Below are 16558 nucleotides of genomic sequence, written 5' to 3'. Positions count from 1 at the left end.
ACGGAGAACGATCATGCCTAAGCCCATGCGTCACTATGTTGTTAACTACCAGGTCAACGGCCAGCCACGTGCGCTCGATGTCATTTCACGCCACGGGATATCTGCCGAGTTGATTGCCAGAGGCAATTGCGACTTGCCGCTGTTTTCATCCTTATCGGTTAAGCCAGCTTTGAAGGTGGTGAAACATGCATAACCAGACCCATGCAGTCGCCAAAAGCGTGCACGACCACCCGTTTATCCGTGATGAGTCATTTGATACCTGCTGGCAGGAAAAGTGGAACCAAGCTACCCCGGCACAGCGGAAACAATGGCTTAAAGATACGTTTCCAGACCGCTCTGCCACCGCCTACAAAAACCGCTCATGGGAATCACTGTACGTGGATATGCGCCGCGACCTGATCACCATCATGAAGCGTGGCCTGAGCCTCACCCCTACCCCATCGCAGAAACCAGCCACCAACTCTGCGGAGACACAAAAACCATTCTGGTGGCAAGAACAGGAGAAAGAGTGATGTGTGATGAAAACGGACTATTCGCCGAGGCAGAAGTCACTGACGGAATGCTGCTATCGAAACGTAGATTTAAACGCAACTTGATGCGGCCACTGTTGAGCCTTAAGGAACGCATAGAGGTCACGCTGGATGAAAACGATATCAGCCTTTTCACCGGGATTATGTATGTAGTGGCGGCGATTACGCTTTTAGGCTTGCTCATCAATGGCGTGGTGTCTCTCTACCACTTGCTTGAGGTGACACGGCCGCTGGTATTGCCACTAGGTGGGTGGAACGCACCATGAACCGCCTGATTAAAAAACTAAAACGGCCTTTTCGGTTTATCTGGCTGAAATTCACAACTAGTTATCACTGGCGCGTTGCCTGGCGACGTGCGGGGGAATGATTTTTTATTAACACATTTTTGGAGACCACCAAATGACTAACATTAATACTTATCGACTGACAGAGGGTTATATCGAGATCACCCTTGAGGAGCCACGCCATCTTACAAAATGGCGAACCTTTGACGGCATTGACCGCATTCTCACATCCATCGAAAACGGCGAGCTATTGGCAGTTGATGGGATCCCGGTATTTATGGGCGTGAATGGTGAGAGCTGCCAGGTCACGCCATCGCTTGAGGGCTGGATCATGATGTGGAAACACGCCGCGCTCAAGCTGAGCCTGCCTATTGATACGCATACACCGTTTGAACTCATCCGCCGCGCGCTCGATGCAAACCAGCTGATATCAAAAGACCTGGTCACCGTTGCACGTCATGCCTACAAGCTGCAACGCGACTACTACGATCAGCACCCATTTAAAGAGTGGGAAAAAATCGCCAGAGCGGTTCGCATCCAGATTTATATGCAACCAATGGCAGAACAGGCGGCGGCATGATGGCTACCCTAACCGAAAAGAAACAGACCCCGCTGCTCTTCAAGCCATACATGGTCAATGCCGTACTGGCAGAAATGAAGCTGCAAACACGTCGCCTGAATGGGTTGGAGTACTTCAACAAAAAACCTGATTATTGGGATTTTGACGGCCGCGTGTTTAGAAGCCGTGATGGCTCTATTCAAACCGGTTTTCCGCATTGCCCATACGGTAAACCCGGGGATTTACTCTGGGTGCGCGAAAACTTCCAGCACAGCAATTTTCCGTATGGCCCAATGACTGAAGACTGCCATTTTTTCTACATGGCTGATTTTCTCGACGACCCGCTTGGCGTAAACCTTGAGCACTCAGGCGATGGCATCCGTCGCACCTGGAAGCCCAACATACACCTGCCGAAATACGCCTGTCGCCTGTGGCTGGAGATCAGAAAAATCCGCATTGAGAGATTGCTGGATATCACTGACGGCGATGCAGTGCTGGAAGGGGTTTATTTAAAGATTTATCCCGGGGAGAAATTACTTTACCCAGCAACTTGCATCCGGGCAATTGATGGCTCTCAAGTGCATTCAAAACCAGGGGTTCCCCGCCAAGATTTTTTAAACCTGTTTGCCAGCATTAACGGGCAAGCCTTAGTCGACGAAAACCCATGGGTGTGGGTGATCAGCTTCGAAAAAATAGAAATTGGAGACCTCAAATGAAACTGTTTATTTCACTTGCAATACTGAATGGATCGTCTGCACAAGCAATTATTGATTTAGATGACGGTATATCTATTGATTTAGATAGATCAAAGTCCCCTAGAGAGGCATGCCAGAACGCTGCAAAAACTCTCAGAGAAGCGGCTCTTAGATTCGAATTATTAGCCAAGGAGAGCGAACCCTTCCAGGCAAGTACTCATGAACGAATCAATAATACAAAAGTTACAGTCAAGGAAGTTGGCAATCATGAATAACTCAAAAGTAATTAAAAAAACCATCCGTCACTTTCATATGTTTTGTGGCCTTGGTGCCGGGGCCAAGGGCTTTAACCAGGCCAGTGCCCGGGTGGGGAACCTAGTCGGCGAGTTTGAATGCCTGGGCGGGATTGATGTAGACCCGGCCGCGATTAAGGACTTTAAGCGCCTGACTGGTGTGGATGGCACTGTCATGGACCTGTTTGACCGTGACCAATATATTGCCTTTCACGGCCGTGAACCGGATAGCCATTGGCGCGAGGCCACAACTGCCGATATCAAGCGCGCAGCGGGTAACCAGCGGCCGCACATTATCTTTTTGAGTGCGCCTTGCAAGGGGTTCTCTGGCTTGCTGAATGAGACCAAATCTAAAAGCGACAAATACCAGGCGCTTAACCGCCTGACCCTGCGCGGGGTGTGGCTGATGCTTGAGGCTTGGGCTGATGACTTGCCTGAGCTGATTGTGTTTGAAAACGTGCCACGCATTGCCACCCGGGGGCGACACTTGCTGGACCAGATCACCAGCATGTTGCGCCAGTATGGCTATGCAGTGGCAGAAACTACACACGATTGTGGTGAGCTGGGCGGCCTGGCACAAAGCCGTAAGCGCTTTTTACTGGTTGCACGCCAAACAGAAAAGGTGCCTCCGTTTTTATACGAGCCACAAAAAAAGAGCCTGCAATCAGTGGGAACGATACTTGGCCGCATGCCTATTCCTGGCGATATAGCTGGCGGCCCAATGCACCGCATCCCTAACCTGCAATGGAAAACATGGGTGCGCCTAGCGTTTGTTGAGGCTGGCAGCGACTGGCGCAGCCTGAATAAGCTGGCGGTAGAGGATGGCGTGTTGCGCGATTACCTGATTGTGCCAGAGTTTCACCACGGCTATTTGGGCGTAAACAAGTGGGAAGACCACACCGGAACGGTGGCCGGGCGCAGCATGCCAAGCAATGGCGCATTTTCAATTGCAGACCCACGCTATCAAGGCCACGAATATAGCCAATACGGTGTTTTGCCCTTTGATAAACACATCGGTACAGTCAGCGCGCAATCGGCCCCGGGAGGTGGTACATATTCCGTCGCAGATCCTAGATCACATACAGGCTTTGGCGGCAAAGGTAAGTACATCATCACGTCGTTTGATAAAAACGCCAATACAGTGATTGCAGCCAGCACAACTGGTCGCGGTGCGTTTGCGGTGGCTGACCCACGTGGTGGAGAGGATCCTGCAAAGCTGCACGGAAAATACCACACAGCAGAATTTGAGCAGACTTCGCATGCCGTGATTGCAGGAAATGCTAATGGCGCCTATGCCGTGGCTGACCCACGGCCGACAAATCAACGCAGCAAAGGCGACAATTACCTGACTAATGGCCATTATGGTGTAGTGCCATTTGATGAACACTGCGGCGCCGTGAGTGCAGCGGCAGGCCACGATAACGGTCGCTGGTCCGTGGCTGACCCAAGACTACCGGCGGTGGATGAAAAAATGGTGTGTGTGATCCGCGCACTGGATGACACCTGGCACAGACCATTTACCACGCTAGAGCTGGCCGCGCTGCAATCCATCATCGAACCGGAGGAGTTTCTGGAGCTTGAAGGCCTGAGCGACCAGGCATGGCGTGAACGCATCGGCAACGCCGTCCCACCTAAAGCAGGCAAAGCCATTGCCGAAGTCATGGGCACTACGCTGCTTCTGGCCTGGAGCGGTGAGACATTCGTGCTTTCTGCAACGCCAATATGGGTGCGGCCGGTGGCAGTAGCGTTGTCACTGTCACAGGAGGGTTTGGCATGAGTAGAAAATTAGAAAGGCTTGAGCATGCAAACAAACTAATTCAAATCATAGGCAGCCATGGGAGATGTTTTTTTTACAGTCAATCTAAGCAAAGATTTGCGCGACTGGAGCTTCGCAATGGTCGTGTTTACTTCATTGATGACTACACCGAAAAAGCAATTTACACGCACAACACTGGATTTGGTTGTGGACGATGGAGCGGGTTTAGCCATGGTGGAACCCTCAAAGGCCTTGTCGAGTGGTTACGTGACTATGTAACCAAAGGTCAATTACTACCACGTGCTGTTATAGGGTTACCTAACCTTAACTTTAAAACATGGAAAGACAATATTTGGGGTTACAGCGAAGAGGCAATTATCACAGTTCGCAATGAGGCATTTGAGTTGCCTATGTTTTTAGAAGAGGCCAAATCATGACTTATCAAATCACTGATGGCAAAGGCAAGCAAGGCCAAAACTGCAATCGCACCGCATGCCAGATGCCTAACTCTGCCAACTACTACAACAACGTGACACGTGCCTGGTACTGCTTTGAGTGCGCCTGCACTATCGAGGCATACGCACAGATTGATGGCATGAGCTTTTATGAGGGAACAGTCGCCGAATTGATCAAGCCACTCAGCCAACATGAAAAGCTACTTGTAGGCAGGTTGCAGTTGGTATTGCAGGAGCCGGAGGAGTTGGCATGAATGAATTAGCGCTAGATCCATGCTGCGGGTCACGTATGTTTTATGCAAATAAGCAGGACAGTCGAGTGATTTTTGGCGATTGCCGCCGCGAAGTTCTGGAGGTAACCGACAACAGTAAAGGCAATAAGACTGGCAAGCGGACATTAATCATTGATCCTGATATTCAAATGGATTTCAGAAATATTCCGTTTGATGACTGCACATTTAGCCTTGTTACGTTTGACCCGCCACACCTGATTCATGCTGGCCCTAAGAGTTGGCTTGCTGCTAAGTATGGTCGACTTTCTGAAAACTGGCGGGAAGATATTAAACAGGGCTTTAGCGAATGTTTTCGCGTCCTAAAAAACGATGGCGTGTTGATATTTAAGTGGAATGAAACACAAGTAAAAGTCAGCGAAGTACTCCGGCTGACAGACAGACAGACAGCCATTATTAGGGCATTTATCTGGCCGCAAGGGTTTGACGCATTGGCTGGTATTTTTAAAAACGGATGAGGATTAGAGCATGATTAATGACACATGTTCAGTTTGTATTTACTCAAAAGAATTAAATGGTCACAACTTATTTGAGTGCAGAAGGAATGCACCCATCGCCGCACATGATAAAAATAAAAATATCGGCATTGCAAAGGAGTCATTTACTGCACGCTGGCCAGTTGTAAGTGGCGATGATTCTTGCGGTGAATTTGACGTACCTTTTTAGGAGCTGATAATGGAAGAGGTAAGCACATTTTTGCCTGATTCCGATATCGAGCGAATCACTGAGATTCGCCGCGGTACTGGCAATAAAAACAAATACCAGCTGCAGTGCGAGGTGTTGCGCAGCATGAGTATTCCATTCACAACAAGCAGACTCGGCCGGCCACTGGTACCGCGCTCAGTCTACGAAAAATCGCAGCCGATAAAACAAGCTGCGTGGCGGCCAAACGTGTTGAGCGCAGCGCAATAATGGCTTGCGAGTTTTGTGAAAAATCTAGCCTGGTAACCGATGGCAATTGCTACGGTTGCGTGGCTAGGTACATCCTGAGTATGTACACCACTGACCAGATGGCCGATGCCATCGAAGGCTTGGCGAAAAAATACGACCTGGACTATCAAACCCTGCGCGATGAATGCGCAGCGCAATTCCGTGCGAACCGCGTCGCTTGATGCCTAAAAATTAATAACATTAAAATATGGATATGGCTCGGATACCTACCGTTAACTTAAATCTCCCCAAGGGAATGCGCAAGCGTAAGCAGCGCAGCGGAAAGACCTATTATTACCTTGAGACTGGCACCGATAAGCGCAAAGAGATATCGCTTGGCGATGATTATTATGAGGCGATCAAAAAGTATGCCGATGCAAAACAGACTAATACTGAGAATGTTGCAGTATTGACTTTAAAAGATGCGTTGACGGCTTACTTTAAATCTCGAAAGTATCTGGACCTGGCAGAGCGCACCCGCGATGACTATAAAGCCTGTGAGCCTAAAATTCTTGAGTTTTTCAACGATCCGCCTGCAGTATTAGAAACCATCGAAGCCAGCCATATACAAGAGTTTATGGAATGGCGAGGCGCTGAATCAAAACGCCGGGCAAATTATGAGCATTCGGTGATATCTATCGCCTGGAATTATGCCAGGCGCAAAGGTCTGACCAATAAGCCCAACCCTTGCGAGGGTGTACCTAAGTTTGAACTGAAAGCCAGGGATGTTTACGTCGATGATGATGTCTATCTGGCCGTATACGAAATGGCATGCGACCCAGTGAGGGACGCCATGGATATCGCATATTTATCAGGGCAACGGCCTGCCGATGTTTTCAAAATGGATGAAACCGCCATAAAAGACGGTTTTTTGAATATTGTGCAGAATAAGACCAAGGCTAAACTACGTTTGCGAGTTGAGGCTGATTTAAAAATTGTGATTGATCGGATACTGGAAAGAAAAAGAAAAAATCCAGTCTACAGCCTGGCTTTGATTTGTGATGAAAAAGGGAAACGCATTACACAGGATGCAATCGCGCAGCGCTTCAGGAAGATTCGGAAAAAGGTAATCACCAAATACCCAAAAATGGCGACCGTGTTGCGTAACTTTCAGTTCCGGGACCTTCGGGCCAAATCAGCCACCGATATCTTTGAGAAAGAGGATATCAAACGCGCACAGGCTCTACTGGGGCATACAGATCCTGAAACAACAGAGATATATGTCAGGTCAGTAAGTGGGCAACAGGTATCCCCCACCCTTCCAAGCACTAAAATCCGCAGCGCAATCATATCCCGCGCCTCTTAAAACACCTTAGGTAATACCATCTTGCCACCGGACTATTTTTAAAGCGTCCTGTGGCTCTTTTTTGCTTCGCAATTGCTTCGCAGAGCCAGTGTCTAAGCGGTTTTAATTGGCCTTATTTGTCATAATTGCGAAGCAAAAAAGGTAATCAAAGCTATATATAACAAGGATTCTCGGTGCGGACTGTTAATCCGTAGGTCCCTGGTTCGAGCCCAGGTTGAGGAGCCAAATTAAAAAGGCCTTGCAGAAATGCAAGGCCTTTTGCTTTATTCGCCGTACTGAATAATGGTTTTCTAAAAAGACCACCTTTACCCCAGCTTCACGCAAGCTACTCCGCGTGAATAAAAGCCATCTGCCGATCCAAACACTGCTGCACTCTTTTCATCAGCATATCACTGCCGCCTAACCTTTCAACAATAGGCAATAACTGTTGACGCGTTTTATCTTCAATATCGTCAATGATTGCTTTGGCAATATTTTCGTTAATACCGAAATGTGAAGCCGCACGTATGGCCAAGCTGAGCTTGGAAAGATTGTTGCCGGGAAAAATAGCCAGCGCCTGGTAATGCACGTTCGTCAGTTGCATGACGACGTCAAACGCGGGTGATAGTTGATATTGATTGCCTTTGACATGCAGCATGCCATGATTTTTGACGTGATCATCGGTATTGTCGATGATGAGGTTGAATACCATTCTGCGGTACAACTGATTTAAATCGTGCTCGGGGTTGGCCGAAATCTGCCTGATCACCTGCGCGAATTCAATATAACTGCCGCCATTTGAATTGTAGGGGACATTAAGTAACGCAGATGCCGAAAGGTAATGTATGCGTGTTTCGTCATCCACCGTGCCAGCCCGGTCAAAACGCTGCACCAACAAGGCATGCCCGCGATGTATGGACGCCAGTGTGTGCGGTGAGACGTCTATGCCACACAGTCCGGCTAACGCTAGCACGGCGGCCTCAAGCAACTCTACATCGTGGTCATCGCTGCTTGCCGGGAATTTCGCAATCCACCTTTTATTATCGTGAATGAAATCCGCTTTGGGCCTGGCCCCACCCAGGCTGCCACCTTTATTGAGCAGTCGACGCAGGTGCAACGGTATCTCCATGGCGACCTCTAGTCGCTTGACCGCCTCAGCCATTTCATCAAGTGAAAACAGTTCACTGTCGGCTGCTTGCAGTTGAATTGGCAAGGTCTCGGCGAAAGTCATTGCGCCAACGCGATTGGCGTTGGTGAGTAGCAATACATCAATATCATCCAAGGTACGGCCCTGCTGGGACTCCAGCACTTTGCGCCCCCAGGCATCCGGCAACGCGTCAGACAAAGTCAAAGGTAACGCGCCACCGTCACGCACGCGACGCTCGGCTACGCTGACGACTTCATTTTTAAGCGGTAGATGTAGTGGATTTAGTGCAAAGGCATCAGGCGCCGCCAAAAATCCGGTGCCATAAGCCAATTGGCTGGACTCAATCACGCCTCTGCGCGCCAGTTTCAAAATCGCCGCGGGCCTGACATCGGTATCGAACCTGGCAGCCAGGCCTATATAAATGGTGCGATTAGAAATCACGCTCGTCCTCTGAAATGAATGCGGCATCGGTTACGCCAGGTTTTTTTCTGGCGCGAATAGACGCACTAGCACTCACGGAGACAGGCGCAACAGCCTCCAGACTGTCCAATTGGCCAAACAGCCACAGTGCATTGGCAATAATGCCCACACTCGCGCTAGGCTTGCCAGTCTCAATCGCCCGGTAAGTATTCTGTGAACAGAGCAAGCGGGTTGACATCTCCTTCACTGTCCAGCCCAAAGCCACGCGGTTGGCACGCAGGCGCAAGCCTAGCGTTTCTAATGCCTTTAGCACATCCGGGTTAGCACTCGCTAGTGAATTTGTTTTTTTAGACATCAATAAATTAATATTTAATAGACTTAAAGTTCATTATATTGCGTTTTTATACGAAATCAATTCATTTTTAAGCAGCGTGATTAGGCCGCATTTTGCATCATTCACAGGAATAGCCAGCTCGCCCGTAAAACTTATTGCCAGCAATACGAGTCAACGCTGATAATATTCCTCGGCGAGTTAATATTTCCTGGCGAGTAATTTCCACGCAAGTGAGTGCAAGCACGTGACGTCACGCCTATGCGAATATTGCCAGTGATGTAAAAGGATATGTATGTCTGATTTGGCATTGACCTTGGCCAGAATCCAGTTTGGGTTCACCATTTCGTTTCATATTGTGTTTCCGGCGATCACCATCGGCCTGGCCAGTTACCTGGCGGTGCTGGAGGCAAGCTGGTTAAAAACCAAAAATACGGTTTATCTCGACTTATATCATTTTTGGGTGAAGCTATTTTCTCTCTGTTTTGGCATGGGCGTGGTGTCTGGCCTGGTCATGGCCTATCAGTTCGGCACCAACTGGTCAGGGTTTTCAAGCGTCGCGGGCAGCGTCACCGGGCCATTGCTGGCTTATGAAGTGCTGACGGCCTTTTTTCTTGAAGCAGGATTTCTGGGCGTGATGTTGTTTGGCTGGAACAAGGTTGGCCCCACATTGCACTTTGCAGCCACCGTGATGGTGGCCATTGGTACGCTGGTCTCGGCAACCTGGATATTGGCCTCGAACAGCTGGATGCATACGCCACAGGGCTTCACATTGGTCGATGGCAAAGTGATTCCTGTTGACTGGTTCAAGATCATCTTTAACCCTTCTTTCCCCTACCGGCTGGTGCATATGGTCATAGGTGCTTACCTGGCAACGGCATTGTTTGTGGTTGCCTCTGGCGCCTGGCAATTACTGCGTGGCAAAGACAATGCCAGCGTCCGCAAAATGCTCTCTATGGGATTATGGTTGATTTTGCTGCTGGCGCCATTGCAAGTGGTGGTGGGCGACATGCATGGTTTAAACACCCTGAAACACCAGCCAGCAAAAATTGCTGCCATTGAAGCGCACTGGGAGAATAAAGGCGATGAAGCCACACCGTTAATACTATTAGCCTGGCCGGACATGGCGCAGGAAAAGAATCACTTTGCCTTAGAAATCCCCGTGTTAGGCAGTTTGATTTTACGCCACTCGCTCACTGCGCAGATCCCGGCACTCAAAGACTTTTCGCCGCAAGACAGGCCTAACGCCACCATTATTTTCTGGACCTTCCGCATCATGGTTGGTTTGGGCATGCTGATGATGTTGCTGGCCGCCACCTCATTATGGTTACGTTACAAAAAACAGCTATACCAACATAAGCCTTTCCTCACATTTGCCACCGCCATGGGCCCTGCCGGGGTGATTGCGATTCTGGCGGGCTGGTTTACCACAGAAATCGGCCGCCAGCCCTGGGTGGTGTATGGCGTGTTACGCACGGCAGATGCCGTGACACCGCATACCGCCAGTGAAGTCGGGCTGACCTTGGCTTTGTTCGTCATTATTTACCTGGCCGTGTTTGGCATGGGCACGCTGTATGTCTTGCGGCTGGTGAATATCGGGCCAAAAACGGATGAAGCGCTGCAAGGGGATGCCATCTCGGTGAACCCGGACGACGTGAATGCCTTTGCGCTGGCGCCAGAGTTTCATCCTGATGCCCAATCCCCCGCGACCGGAAAGGAAAAGTAAATGGACTTATCACTGGTGTGGGCCATCATTATCCTGTTCGGCATCATGATGTACATCATCATGGATGGCTTTGATCTGGGCATAGGTATCCTCTATCTTTTCTTTAAAGAAAAAGACGACCGTGACCTGATGATGAATACCGTCGCCCCGGTATGGGACGGCAACGAAACCTGGCTGGTGCTGGGCGGTGCAGGCTTGCTGGCCGCTTTCCCACTGGCTTATGCGGTGATTTTAAGCGCCCTCTCCTTACCCTTGCTGTTGATGCTGATGGCATTGATTTTTCGCGGCGTGGCCTTCGAGTTCAGGTTTAGAGCCAAAGACACGGAAAGACACTTTTGGGACAAAGCGTTCTTATGCGGCTCAATCGCAGCGACTTTTTTCCAGGGCATGACGCTGGGCGCTTACTTGCAAGGCATTAAAATGGTCAATCAGACCTACGCAGGCGGTGCACTGGACTGGATTTCACCGTTTTCGGTTTTTACCGGCCTGGGCTTATTGGTAACGTATGCTTTGCTGGGCAGCACCTGGCTGATTTTTAAAACCACAGGCGAGCTGCAGGCGGTTTGCATCAGGTTATCCCAGCGTATCTCTTTGCTATTGCTGGTGATTATTGGCGTCATCAGCCTGTGGACACCATGGATGGATAGCCGCATCGCTGAGCGCTGGTTTACCATGCCCAACCTGCTATGGCTATCGCCCGTGCCATTGCTGGTGATATTTTTCTTTTACAAATTGCAAAGCGCACTCAAGGCCAAGGCCGAAACCAGCCCGTTTCTTTATACACTAGGCCTGGTTTTACTCGGTTATGCGGGTCTAGGCATCAGCATCTGGCCGAATATTATCCCGCCAGAAATGAGCATACAGGCCGCGGCCGCACCGCCGCAAAGCCAGCAATTTGCGCTGATTGGCGCCGTGATCATTATTCCGATTATTCTGGCCTACACCGCCTGGGGCTATTATGTATTTCGCGGCAAAGTGCATAAAGGTGAGGCTTACCATTAATGACGCACGCTCAAAAACATGCGCTTAAACGCCTGGGTTGGTTTTTCGGGATCTGGCTGGTCAGCATCGCAGCCTTGGCCCTAGCCAGCCTGTTGATTAAGGCATTGATGTATATGGCAGGCTTTCATGCCTGACAGGCGTACGGCCGAATAATCAGATAGCTCAGCCATCAGCAAGCCGGAATTTTTCTTGCTCGTTCAAATCTAATCCGTTTACCATGACAGTGACTCCCGTTAACCTAGGCAGCCATCATTAACGACCTTTGACCATCGGCATGACAACCCAGCAACATACAAAATGGCGCAGATTACGCGCCTGTCGCGCCTGCGACATGGTGAGTGCGATCCCCGTGCTGCGCCCGGGTGAGCACGCCAGTTGCCCACGCTGCGGGCATGTGTTGGCCAGGCGCCATTTGCATCCGGTACAGCGTAGTATTGCGCTGGCCATAAGCGCATTACTAACTTTACTCATCGCCGTGGCCTTCCCATTTATCAGCATGGACACCAACGGGCTGGATACGCAGATTGAACTGCCGCAGACCGCCGTCACCTTGGTTGATGTGCATCAACCGCTGGTGGCACTCATTGTCAGTTGTACTGCGTTTGTCTTGCCAGCCTTATATTTGATTGGGGTGATCCTCATGCAGGCCAATGTCCTGCGCAGGGTGCCACGCGCTTACAGCGATGTCATTGCGCGCCTGTTTTCGCGCCTGCACCCATGGATGATGGCCGATGTGTTTATGGTGGCCGCGCTGGTCAGCCTTGTGAAGTTGACCGACATTGGCGAAGTGCAGCTTGGCGCTTCGTTCTGGGCCTATTGCGTGTTTGCGCTGCTGTTGCTGATGACCACGCGCTCAGTCGATATTGACTGGTTATGGTACCGGCTGGCTGGTGAGCCGCCGCCGGATACCAGCATTCATTGCGGCAGCAATGCGGCACAGCAACATGCCACCGGTTGCACTACTTGCGGCTTAATCAACACCCTCCCCGCCTCTACGACAGCAACGACTTATGCATGTAACCGCTGTGGCAGCACCCTGCATATGCGCAAGCCCAACAGCCTGGAGTTTACCTGGGCATTATTAATCACCGCCGCAGTGCTCTACATCCCCGCCAATGCTTACCCGATGATGATCACCACTTCATTGGGACAGACACACTCGTCCACCATTATTGGCGGCATGCTGGAGCTATGGCAACATGGCTCAGAGCCGATTGCGGTGGTCATTTTTGTCGCCAGCGTACTGGTGCCGATTATTAAAATGCTCATACTGGTCTTACTCACCTGCCTGGCACAACATCCAGGCCCACTCAGTGCACAGCAAAAAACCAGGCTTTACCGCCTGACAGAACTCATAGGCCGCTGGTCCATGGTCGATGTATTTGTCGTCGCCATCATGGTGGCCTTGATACAATCAGGCAACCTGATGTCAGTATTGCCTGGCCCGGCCGCACTCGCTTTTTGCGCGGTGGTGATTACCACCATGCTGGCTGCCATGGCGTTTGACCCGCGCCTGCTCTGGGACACCCAAGGAAACACGCATGACCGAGAATAATCAAGAGAATTCCCAAGAAAATACCCAGCTGCTGGCCAAAGTCAGCAAACAGGCACGGCTGTCACCCATCTGGATCGTCCCTATCGTCGCCCTGCTCATCGGCTTGTGGCTCATTTACGACAACTACACCAAGGCGGGCAAGCAAATCACCCTGTCACTCACCAATGCCGAGGGCATAGAGGCAGGCAAAACCAAAATCAAGGTGCATAGCGTAGATATCGGCCTGGTCGAACAAGTCACGCTGTCAGAAGACCTCACCCATATTGAAGTGCTGGCGCGCATTACGCCTAAAGCACAGCCCATGCTGGTCAAAGACACCCAGTTGTGGGTGGTCAAACCACGCATCGGGCTAGAAGGCATCAGCGGCCTGAATACGGTGATTTCCGGGTCTTATATTCAACTCCAACCGGGCAAAAGCCAGGAAGAGACCGACCAGTTCACCGTGCTGGATCAACCGCCGATTTCACTCAATGGTGCCCAGGGTGTGCACGTCAACCTGATCGGCAAAGTCGGAAACTCTTTGCGCGTAGGTGATCCGGTGAGTTATCAGGGCTTGCGCGTAGGCCGTGTGGTCAGTGCCACGTTTGACCCCAAGCAACGCCAGATGCAACATGAACTCTTTGTCGAACATCCTTACGATGTGCTGGTCACCGACAACACACGCTTTTGGACCACCGTGGGCATTGATGTCAAACTGGATTCCGAAGGCTTTAAGGCCAATATTCCAACCGTGGAGTCCCTCATCGCAGGTGGCGTCAGTTTCGGCCATATCGATGACAGGCCGATGGGCAAACCGGTGCGCTCCGAGGCCACCTTTGAACTGTTTGCCAATGAAGAGGCGGCACGCCAGCAAACCTACGACCAATACCTGGAATATGTACTACTGGTAGATGACACCGTACGCGGCCTATCCAAAGGCGCGCCGGTAGAATTCCGCGGCTTGCGTGTGGGCACGGTGATGAATGTGCCGTGGAAATTTAACTCGCCAGAACGTAAAAAAGACTTCCGTTACGCCATCCCGGTGTTGATCCACCTGGAACCTGGCCGCCTGGCCGATAATGACAAGGCTGACCTGGAAGAATGGAAAACCCGCATCGCGCAGATGTTGCAGCGTGGCCTGCATGCCACCCTTAAATCCGGCAACCTGATTACGGGCTCGGTATTTGTTGACCTCAATATGGACGGACACGGCCCTAAGGCTTACAAGCGCGAGCGCTTTGAAGGCTTGCCAGTGATGCCAACCACCTCGACTAACCTGGCCCAGATTGAACAAAAACTGTCTGACCTGCTGGATAAACTCAATGGTTTGAAAGTCGAACCGGTCTTGTCCGGCCTGGATAAAAACCTGCAGCAGTCTGAAAAAACCATGCAGGAAATCCGTGCCCTGAGCCAGCAAGTGAACCAACTGCTCAGCCAGCCTGACTTGCAGCAGATGCCTGCCAATATCAACCAGACCATGCAGGACCTGCGCACGACATTGAAAGGCTTGTCGCCAGAATCGCCTGCGTATCAGGAACTCACCACCACCCTGCAACGCCTGGATAAAGCCTTGCGTGATATCCAGCCGCTGGCGCGCACCTTGAATGAGCAGCCAAATGCCATCCTGTTTGACCGCAAACCAGCTAACGACCCAGTGCCAATGGCGCCGGCAGCCCCGTAAGGAACGCGACTGATGACAAAAAAAATACAATTACGATTGGGGCTGGCGGTATTGCTGGGACTCAGCTTAAGCGGCTGCTTCAAATCAAACCCGCCAGTGAAAACCGAACGTTACAGCCTGCCGGAAGTAACAACGCCGCAGCCTGCCACCACGCAAACGCCCACACTGACGCGCACCCTCGCACTTGGCCGTCTCCAGTTGGCCGATTACCTGGATACAGACCGCATCATCATCCAGACCGACGATATCACCATGCAGCCAGCACGTGACCATCTTTGGGTAGACAACCTGTCGCAGGAGTTACGACGCGGCCTGCGCGCACGCCTCGCCAGCCGATTAGGAAATACCCTTGTGGTTGACCCGCAACCTGGCTTGCCCGCCGCCAACACCCTGCACCTGACCATAGAGCAGTTTCACGGGCAGATGCGCGGTTATGCAGTCCTCAGCGGGCAATGGCAACTTATCAGCGCCAATCAGGTGGCAGGCCCCAGCCGGGCATTCAAGTTCAGCACACCGTTGGCTGAAAACGGTTATCCAGCCTTGGTACGTGCCTTGGGCCAGGATCTGGACCTGCTGAGTGACCAAATTGCCAGCCAGTTACAAACTTTGCCCTAGCAACGACATTTTTAAGCTCAACGGGTAGTGACCGCGGCGCCAATTTGCTATGATGAAATTTCTTTTCATAAAATAACAAGTCAGGAGCAAGTGATGGGATTATTTTCTTTTATCAAAGAAGCAGGTGAAAAACTGTTTGGCGCCGGAGAAGCCAAAGCTGCGCAGGAAACAGCAAGCAAGGCACCTACCCCGGTAAACGTTGACGCGGCTAACGCGGCCGCGGCCAAAGCCATTCAAAGCTATATTGCCAAAAACAATTTACCGACCACCGGCTATGATGTGAAGTTTGATGGCGCCAGTGGCACCGTGATCGTACAAGGCAATATTGATACGCAAGAAAATAAAGAAAAAATCCTGCTGTGCTGCGGCAATGTCGCAGGCGTTGAAGCGGTGCAAGACCAGCTGCATGTGCCTAGCCCAGCACCTGAAGCCAGGTTTTACACGGTGGTGAAAGGGGATACCTTGTCTAAAGTCGCCAAAGAAATGTATGGTAATGCCAATAGCTATATGAAAATTTTTGAGGCCAATCGCCCTATGCTCAACCATCCAGACAAAATCTATCCTGGCCAGGTCTTGCGTATCCCAGATTAAACATCTCACATCACAATAGCCAACCACTCATCTTATAAAGGACACGACTATGTCATCATTCATTCGTTTATTACTGATTGCTACCTTGAGCAGCACGCTGTTGGTGGCTTGCAGTGACAAAGAGCCACAGATTGAACAAGCCATTGAATCTGCACAAGAACATGCCGACACAGCGGCCAGCGAAGCCAAAGATGCCGCAGCCGACGCAGTCAAGGCAGCGAAGGAAGCAGCGGCTGCCGCTGAGCAGCAAGCCGCAGAAACGGCAGACGCAGCGAAAGCCGCTGTCGAAGATAAATAAGCATTTTTAGCCTGCCTGCAACCCGCATTTATGCGGGTTTTTTATTGGCTATTTGCCACACGTTAGTTAGTAATTCTTTGCCTTATTTAATGCTTACTCACGTCCGCCCTACGGAATGTTTCATGTACACTGCGTC

24 protein-coding genes are annotated in these 16558 nt (G+C 50.8%); 22 read left to right on the top strand and 2 right to left on the bottom strand.

Annotation, left to right across the window (positions count from 1 at the left end):
• Positions 1–13 precede the first annotated feature (13 nt).
• From INP79_RS06065 to INP79_RS06000, 14 genes are all read left to right on the top strand, one after another.
• Positions 14–193, top strand: a complete 180-nt coding sequence (locus INP79_RS06065) for a hypothetical protein (protein ID WP_194753341.1) — start codon at positions 14–16, stop codon at positions 191–193.
• Positions 186–512, top strand: a complete 327-nt coding sequence (locus INP79_RS06060) for a hypothetical protein (protein ID WP_194753340.1) — start codon at positions 186–188, stop codon at positions 510–512. Before INP79_RS06065 ends, INP79_RS06060 begins: the two co-directional genes overlap by 8 nt.
• Positions 512–796: a hypothetical protein gene (locus tag INP79_RS06055; protein ID WP_194753339.1), complete on the top strand. Its 285-nt coding sequence runs from the start codon at positions 512–514 to the stop codon at positions 794–796. The genes INP79_RS06060 and INP79_RS06055 overlap by 1 nt, the downstream gene beginning before the upstream one ends.
• A 133-nt stretch (positions 797–929) precedes the next feature.
• Positions 930–1394, top strand: coding sequence for a hypothetical protein (locus INP79_RS06050; RefSeq protein WP_194753338.1), 465 nt, complete (start codon positions 930–932; stop codon positions 1392–1394).
• Positions 1391–2089 carry a mitochondrial large ribosomal subunit protein bL28m gene (locus INP79_RS06045; RefSeq protein WP_194753337.1) on the top strand — a complete coding sequence of 233 codons (699 nt, stop codon included), beginning with the start codon at positions 1391–1393 and terminating at the stop codon, positions 2087–2089. Before INP79_RS06050 ends, INP79_RS06045 begins: the two co-directional genes overlap by 4 nt.
• Positions 2086–2343: a hypothetical protein gene (locus tag INP79_RS06040; protein ID WP_194753336.1), complete on the top strand. Its 258-nt coding sequence runs from the start codon at positions 2086–2088 to the stop codon at positions 2341–2343. The genes INP79_RS06045 and INP79_RS06040 overlap by 4 nt, the downstream gene beginning before the upstream one ends.
• Positions 2336–4138, top strand: coding sequence for a DNA cytosine methyltransferase (locus INP79_RS06035; protein ID WP_194753335.1), 1803 nt, complete (start codon positions 2336–2338; stop codon positions 4136–4138). Before INP79_RS06040 ends, INP79_RS06035 begins: the two co-directional genes overlap by 8 nt.
• The gene (locus INP79_RS06030; protein WP_194753334.1) at positions 4135–4554 is read left to right on the top strand and encodes a hypothetical protein; all 420 of its coding nucleotides are present in this window, start codon (positions 4135–4137) and stop codon (positions 4552–4554) included. The genes INP79_RS06035 and INP79_RS06030 overlap by 4 nt, the downstream gene beginning before the upstream one ends.
• Positions 4551–4826, top strand: a complete 276-nt coding sequence (locus INP79_RS06025; protein ID WP_194753333.1) for a hypothetical protein — start codon at positions 4551–4553, stop codon at positions 4824–4826. The genes INP79_RS06030 and INP79_RS06025 overlap by 4 nt, the downstream gene beginning before the upstream one ends.
• Positions 4823–5320, top strand: coding sequence for a class I SAM-dependent methyltransferase (locus INP79_RS06020; RefSeq protein WP_228519735.1), 498 nt, complete (start codon positions 4823–4825; stop codon positions 5318–5320). The genes INP79_RS06025 and INP79_RS06020 overlap by 4 nt, the downstream gene beginning before the upstream one ends.
• A gap of 10 nt (positions 5321–5330) precedes the next feature.
• On the top strand, positions 5331–5528 hold the full coding sequence (locus tag INP79_RS06015; RefSeq protein WP_194753332.1) for a hypothetical protein: 198 nt from the start codon (positions 5331–5333) through the stop codon (positions 5526–5528).
• A 9-nt stretch (positions 5529–5537) separates the two neighbouring features.
• The gene (locus tag INP79_RS06010) at positions 5538–5774 is read left to right on the top strand and encodes a DUF4224 domain-containing protein (protein ID WP_194753331.1); all 237 of its coding nucleotides are present in this window, start codon (positions 5538–5540) and stop codon (positions 5772–5774) included.
• Positions 5774–5974: a hypothetical protein gene (locus tag INP79_RS06005; RefSeq protein WP_194753330.1), complete on the top strand. Its 201-nt coding sequence runs from the start codon at positions 5774–5776 to the stop codon at positions 5972–5974. The genes INP79_RS06010 and INP79_RS06005 overlap by 1 nt, the downstream gene beginning before the upstream one ends.
• Positions 5975–6000: 26 nt before the next feature.
• Positions 6001–7098, top strand: coding sequence for a tyrosine-type recombinase/integrase (locus INP79_RS06000; protein ID WP_194753329.1), 1098 nt, complete (start codon positions 6001–6003; stop codon positions 7096–7098).
• 325 nt (positions 7099–7423) lie between these two features.
• Here INP79_RS06000 and INP79_RS05995 read toward each other — a convergent pair whose 3' ends face one another.
• The gene (locus INP79_RS05995) at positions 7424–8665 is read right to left on the bottom strand and encodes a HipA domain-containing protein (RefSeq protein ID WP_194753328.1); all 1242 of its coding nucleotides are present in this window, start codon (positions 8663–8665) and stop codon (positions 7424–7426) included.
• The gene (locus INP79_RS05990; RefSeq protein ID WP_194753327.1) at positions 8655–8999 is read right to left on the bottom strand and encodes a helix-turn-helix domain-containing protein; all 345 of its coding nucleotides are present in this window, start codon (positions 8997–8999) and stop codon (positions 8655–8657) included. Before INP79_RS05990 ends, INP79_RS05995 begins: the two co-directional genes overlap by 11 nt.
• Before the next feature lie 271 nt (positions 9000–9270).
• Here INP79_RS05990 and INP79_RS05985 point away from each other — a divergent pair, with 271 nt between their 5' ends.
• The 8 genes from INP79_RS05985 (at position 9271) to INP79_RS05950 (ending at position 16422) form a co-directional block, all read left to right on the top strand.
• Entirely contained in the window at positions 9271–10701 is a 1431-nt protein-coding gene (locus tag INP79_RS05985) for a cytochrome ubiquinol oxidase subunit I (protein ID WP_194753326.1), read from the top strand.
• Positions 10702–11703, top strand: a complete 1002-nt coding sequence (gene cydB, locus INP79_RS05980) for a cytochrome d ubiquinol oxidase subunit II (protein ID WP_194753325.1) — start codon at positions 10702–10704, stop codon at positions 11701–11703.
• The gene (locus tag INP79_RS05975) at positions 11703–11837 is read left to right on the top strand and encodes a DUF2474 family protein (protein ID WP_194753324.1); all 135 of its coding nucleotides are present in this window, start codon (positions 11703–11705) and stop codon (positions 11835–11837) included. The genes cydB and INP79_RS05975 overlap by 1 nt, the downstream gene beginning before the upstream one ends.
• 140 nt (positions 11838–11977) lie before the next feature.
• Positions 11978–13258 carry a paraquat-inducible protein A gene (locus INP79_RS05970; RefSeq protein ID WP_194753323.1) on the top strand — a complete coding sequence of 427 codons (1281 nt, stop codon included), beginning with the start codon at positions 11978–11980 and terminating at the stop codon, positions 13256–13258.
• The gene (gene pqiB / locus INP79_RS05965) at positions 13245–14918 is read left to right on the top strand and encodes an intermembrane transport protein PqiB (protein WP_194753322.1); all 1674 of its coding nucleotides are present in this window, start codon (positions 13245–13247) and stop codon (positions 14916–14918) included. Before INP79_RS05970 ends, pqiB begins: the two co-directional genes overlap by 14 nt.
• Positions 14919–14930: 12 nt before the next feature.
• A complete protein-coding gene (locus INP79_RS05960; protein ID WP_228519733.1) occupies positions 14931–15533 on the top strand; it encodes a membrane integrity-associated transporter subunit PqiC in 603 nt (200 codons plus the stop codon).
• Between the two features lie 93 nt (positions 15534–15626).
• Complete coding sequence (gene lysM / locus INP79_RS05955; protein WP_194753321.1) at positions 15627–16124, top strand: peptidoglycan-binding protein LysM; 498 nt, start codon at positions 15627–15629, stop codon at positions 16122–16124.
• A gap of 49 nt (positions 16125–16173) precedes the next feature.
• The gene (locus INP79_RS05950) at positions 16174–16422 is read left to right on the top strand and encodes a hypothetical protein (protein ID WP_194753320.1); all 249 of its coding nucleotides are present in this window, start codon (positions 16174–16176) and stop codon (positions 16420–16422) included.
• Positions 16423–16558 lie beyond the last annotated feature (136 nt).

It is taken from the genome of Methylophilus sp. QUAN (genome assembly GCF_015354445.1).
In the GTDB taxonomy this organism is placed as follows: domain Bacteria; phylum Pseudomonadota; class Gammaproteobacteria; order Burkholderiales; family Methylophilaceae; genus Methylophilus.
The sequence above is the reverse complement of the archived record's forward strand: the minus strand, read 5'-3'. Positions and strand labels throughout refer to the sequence as shown.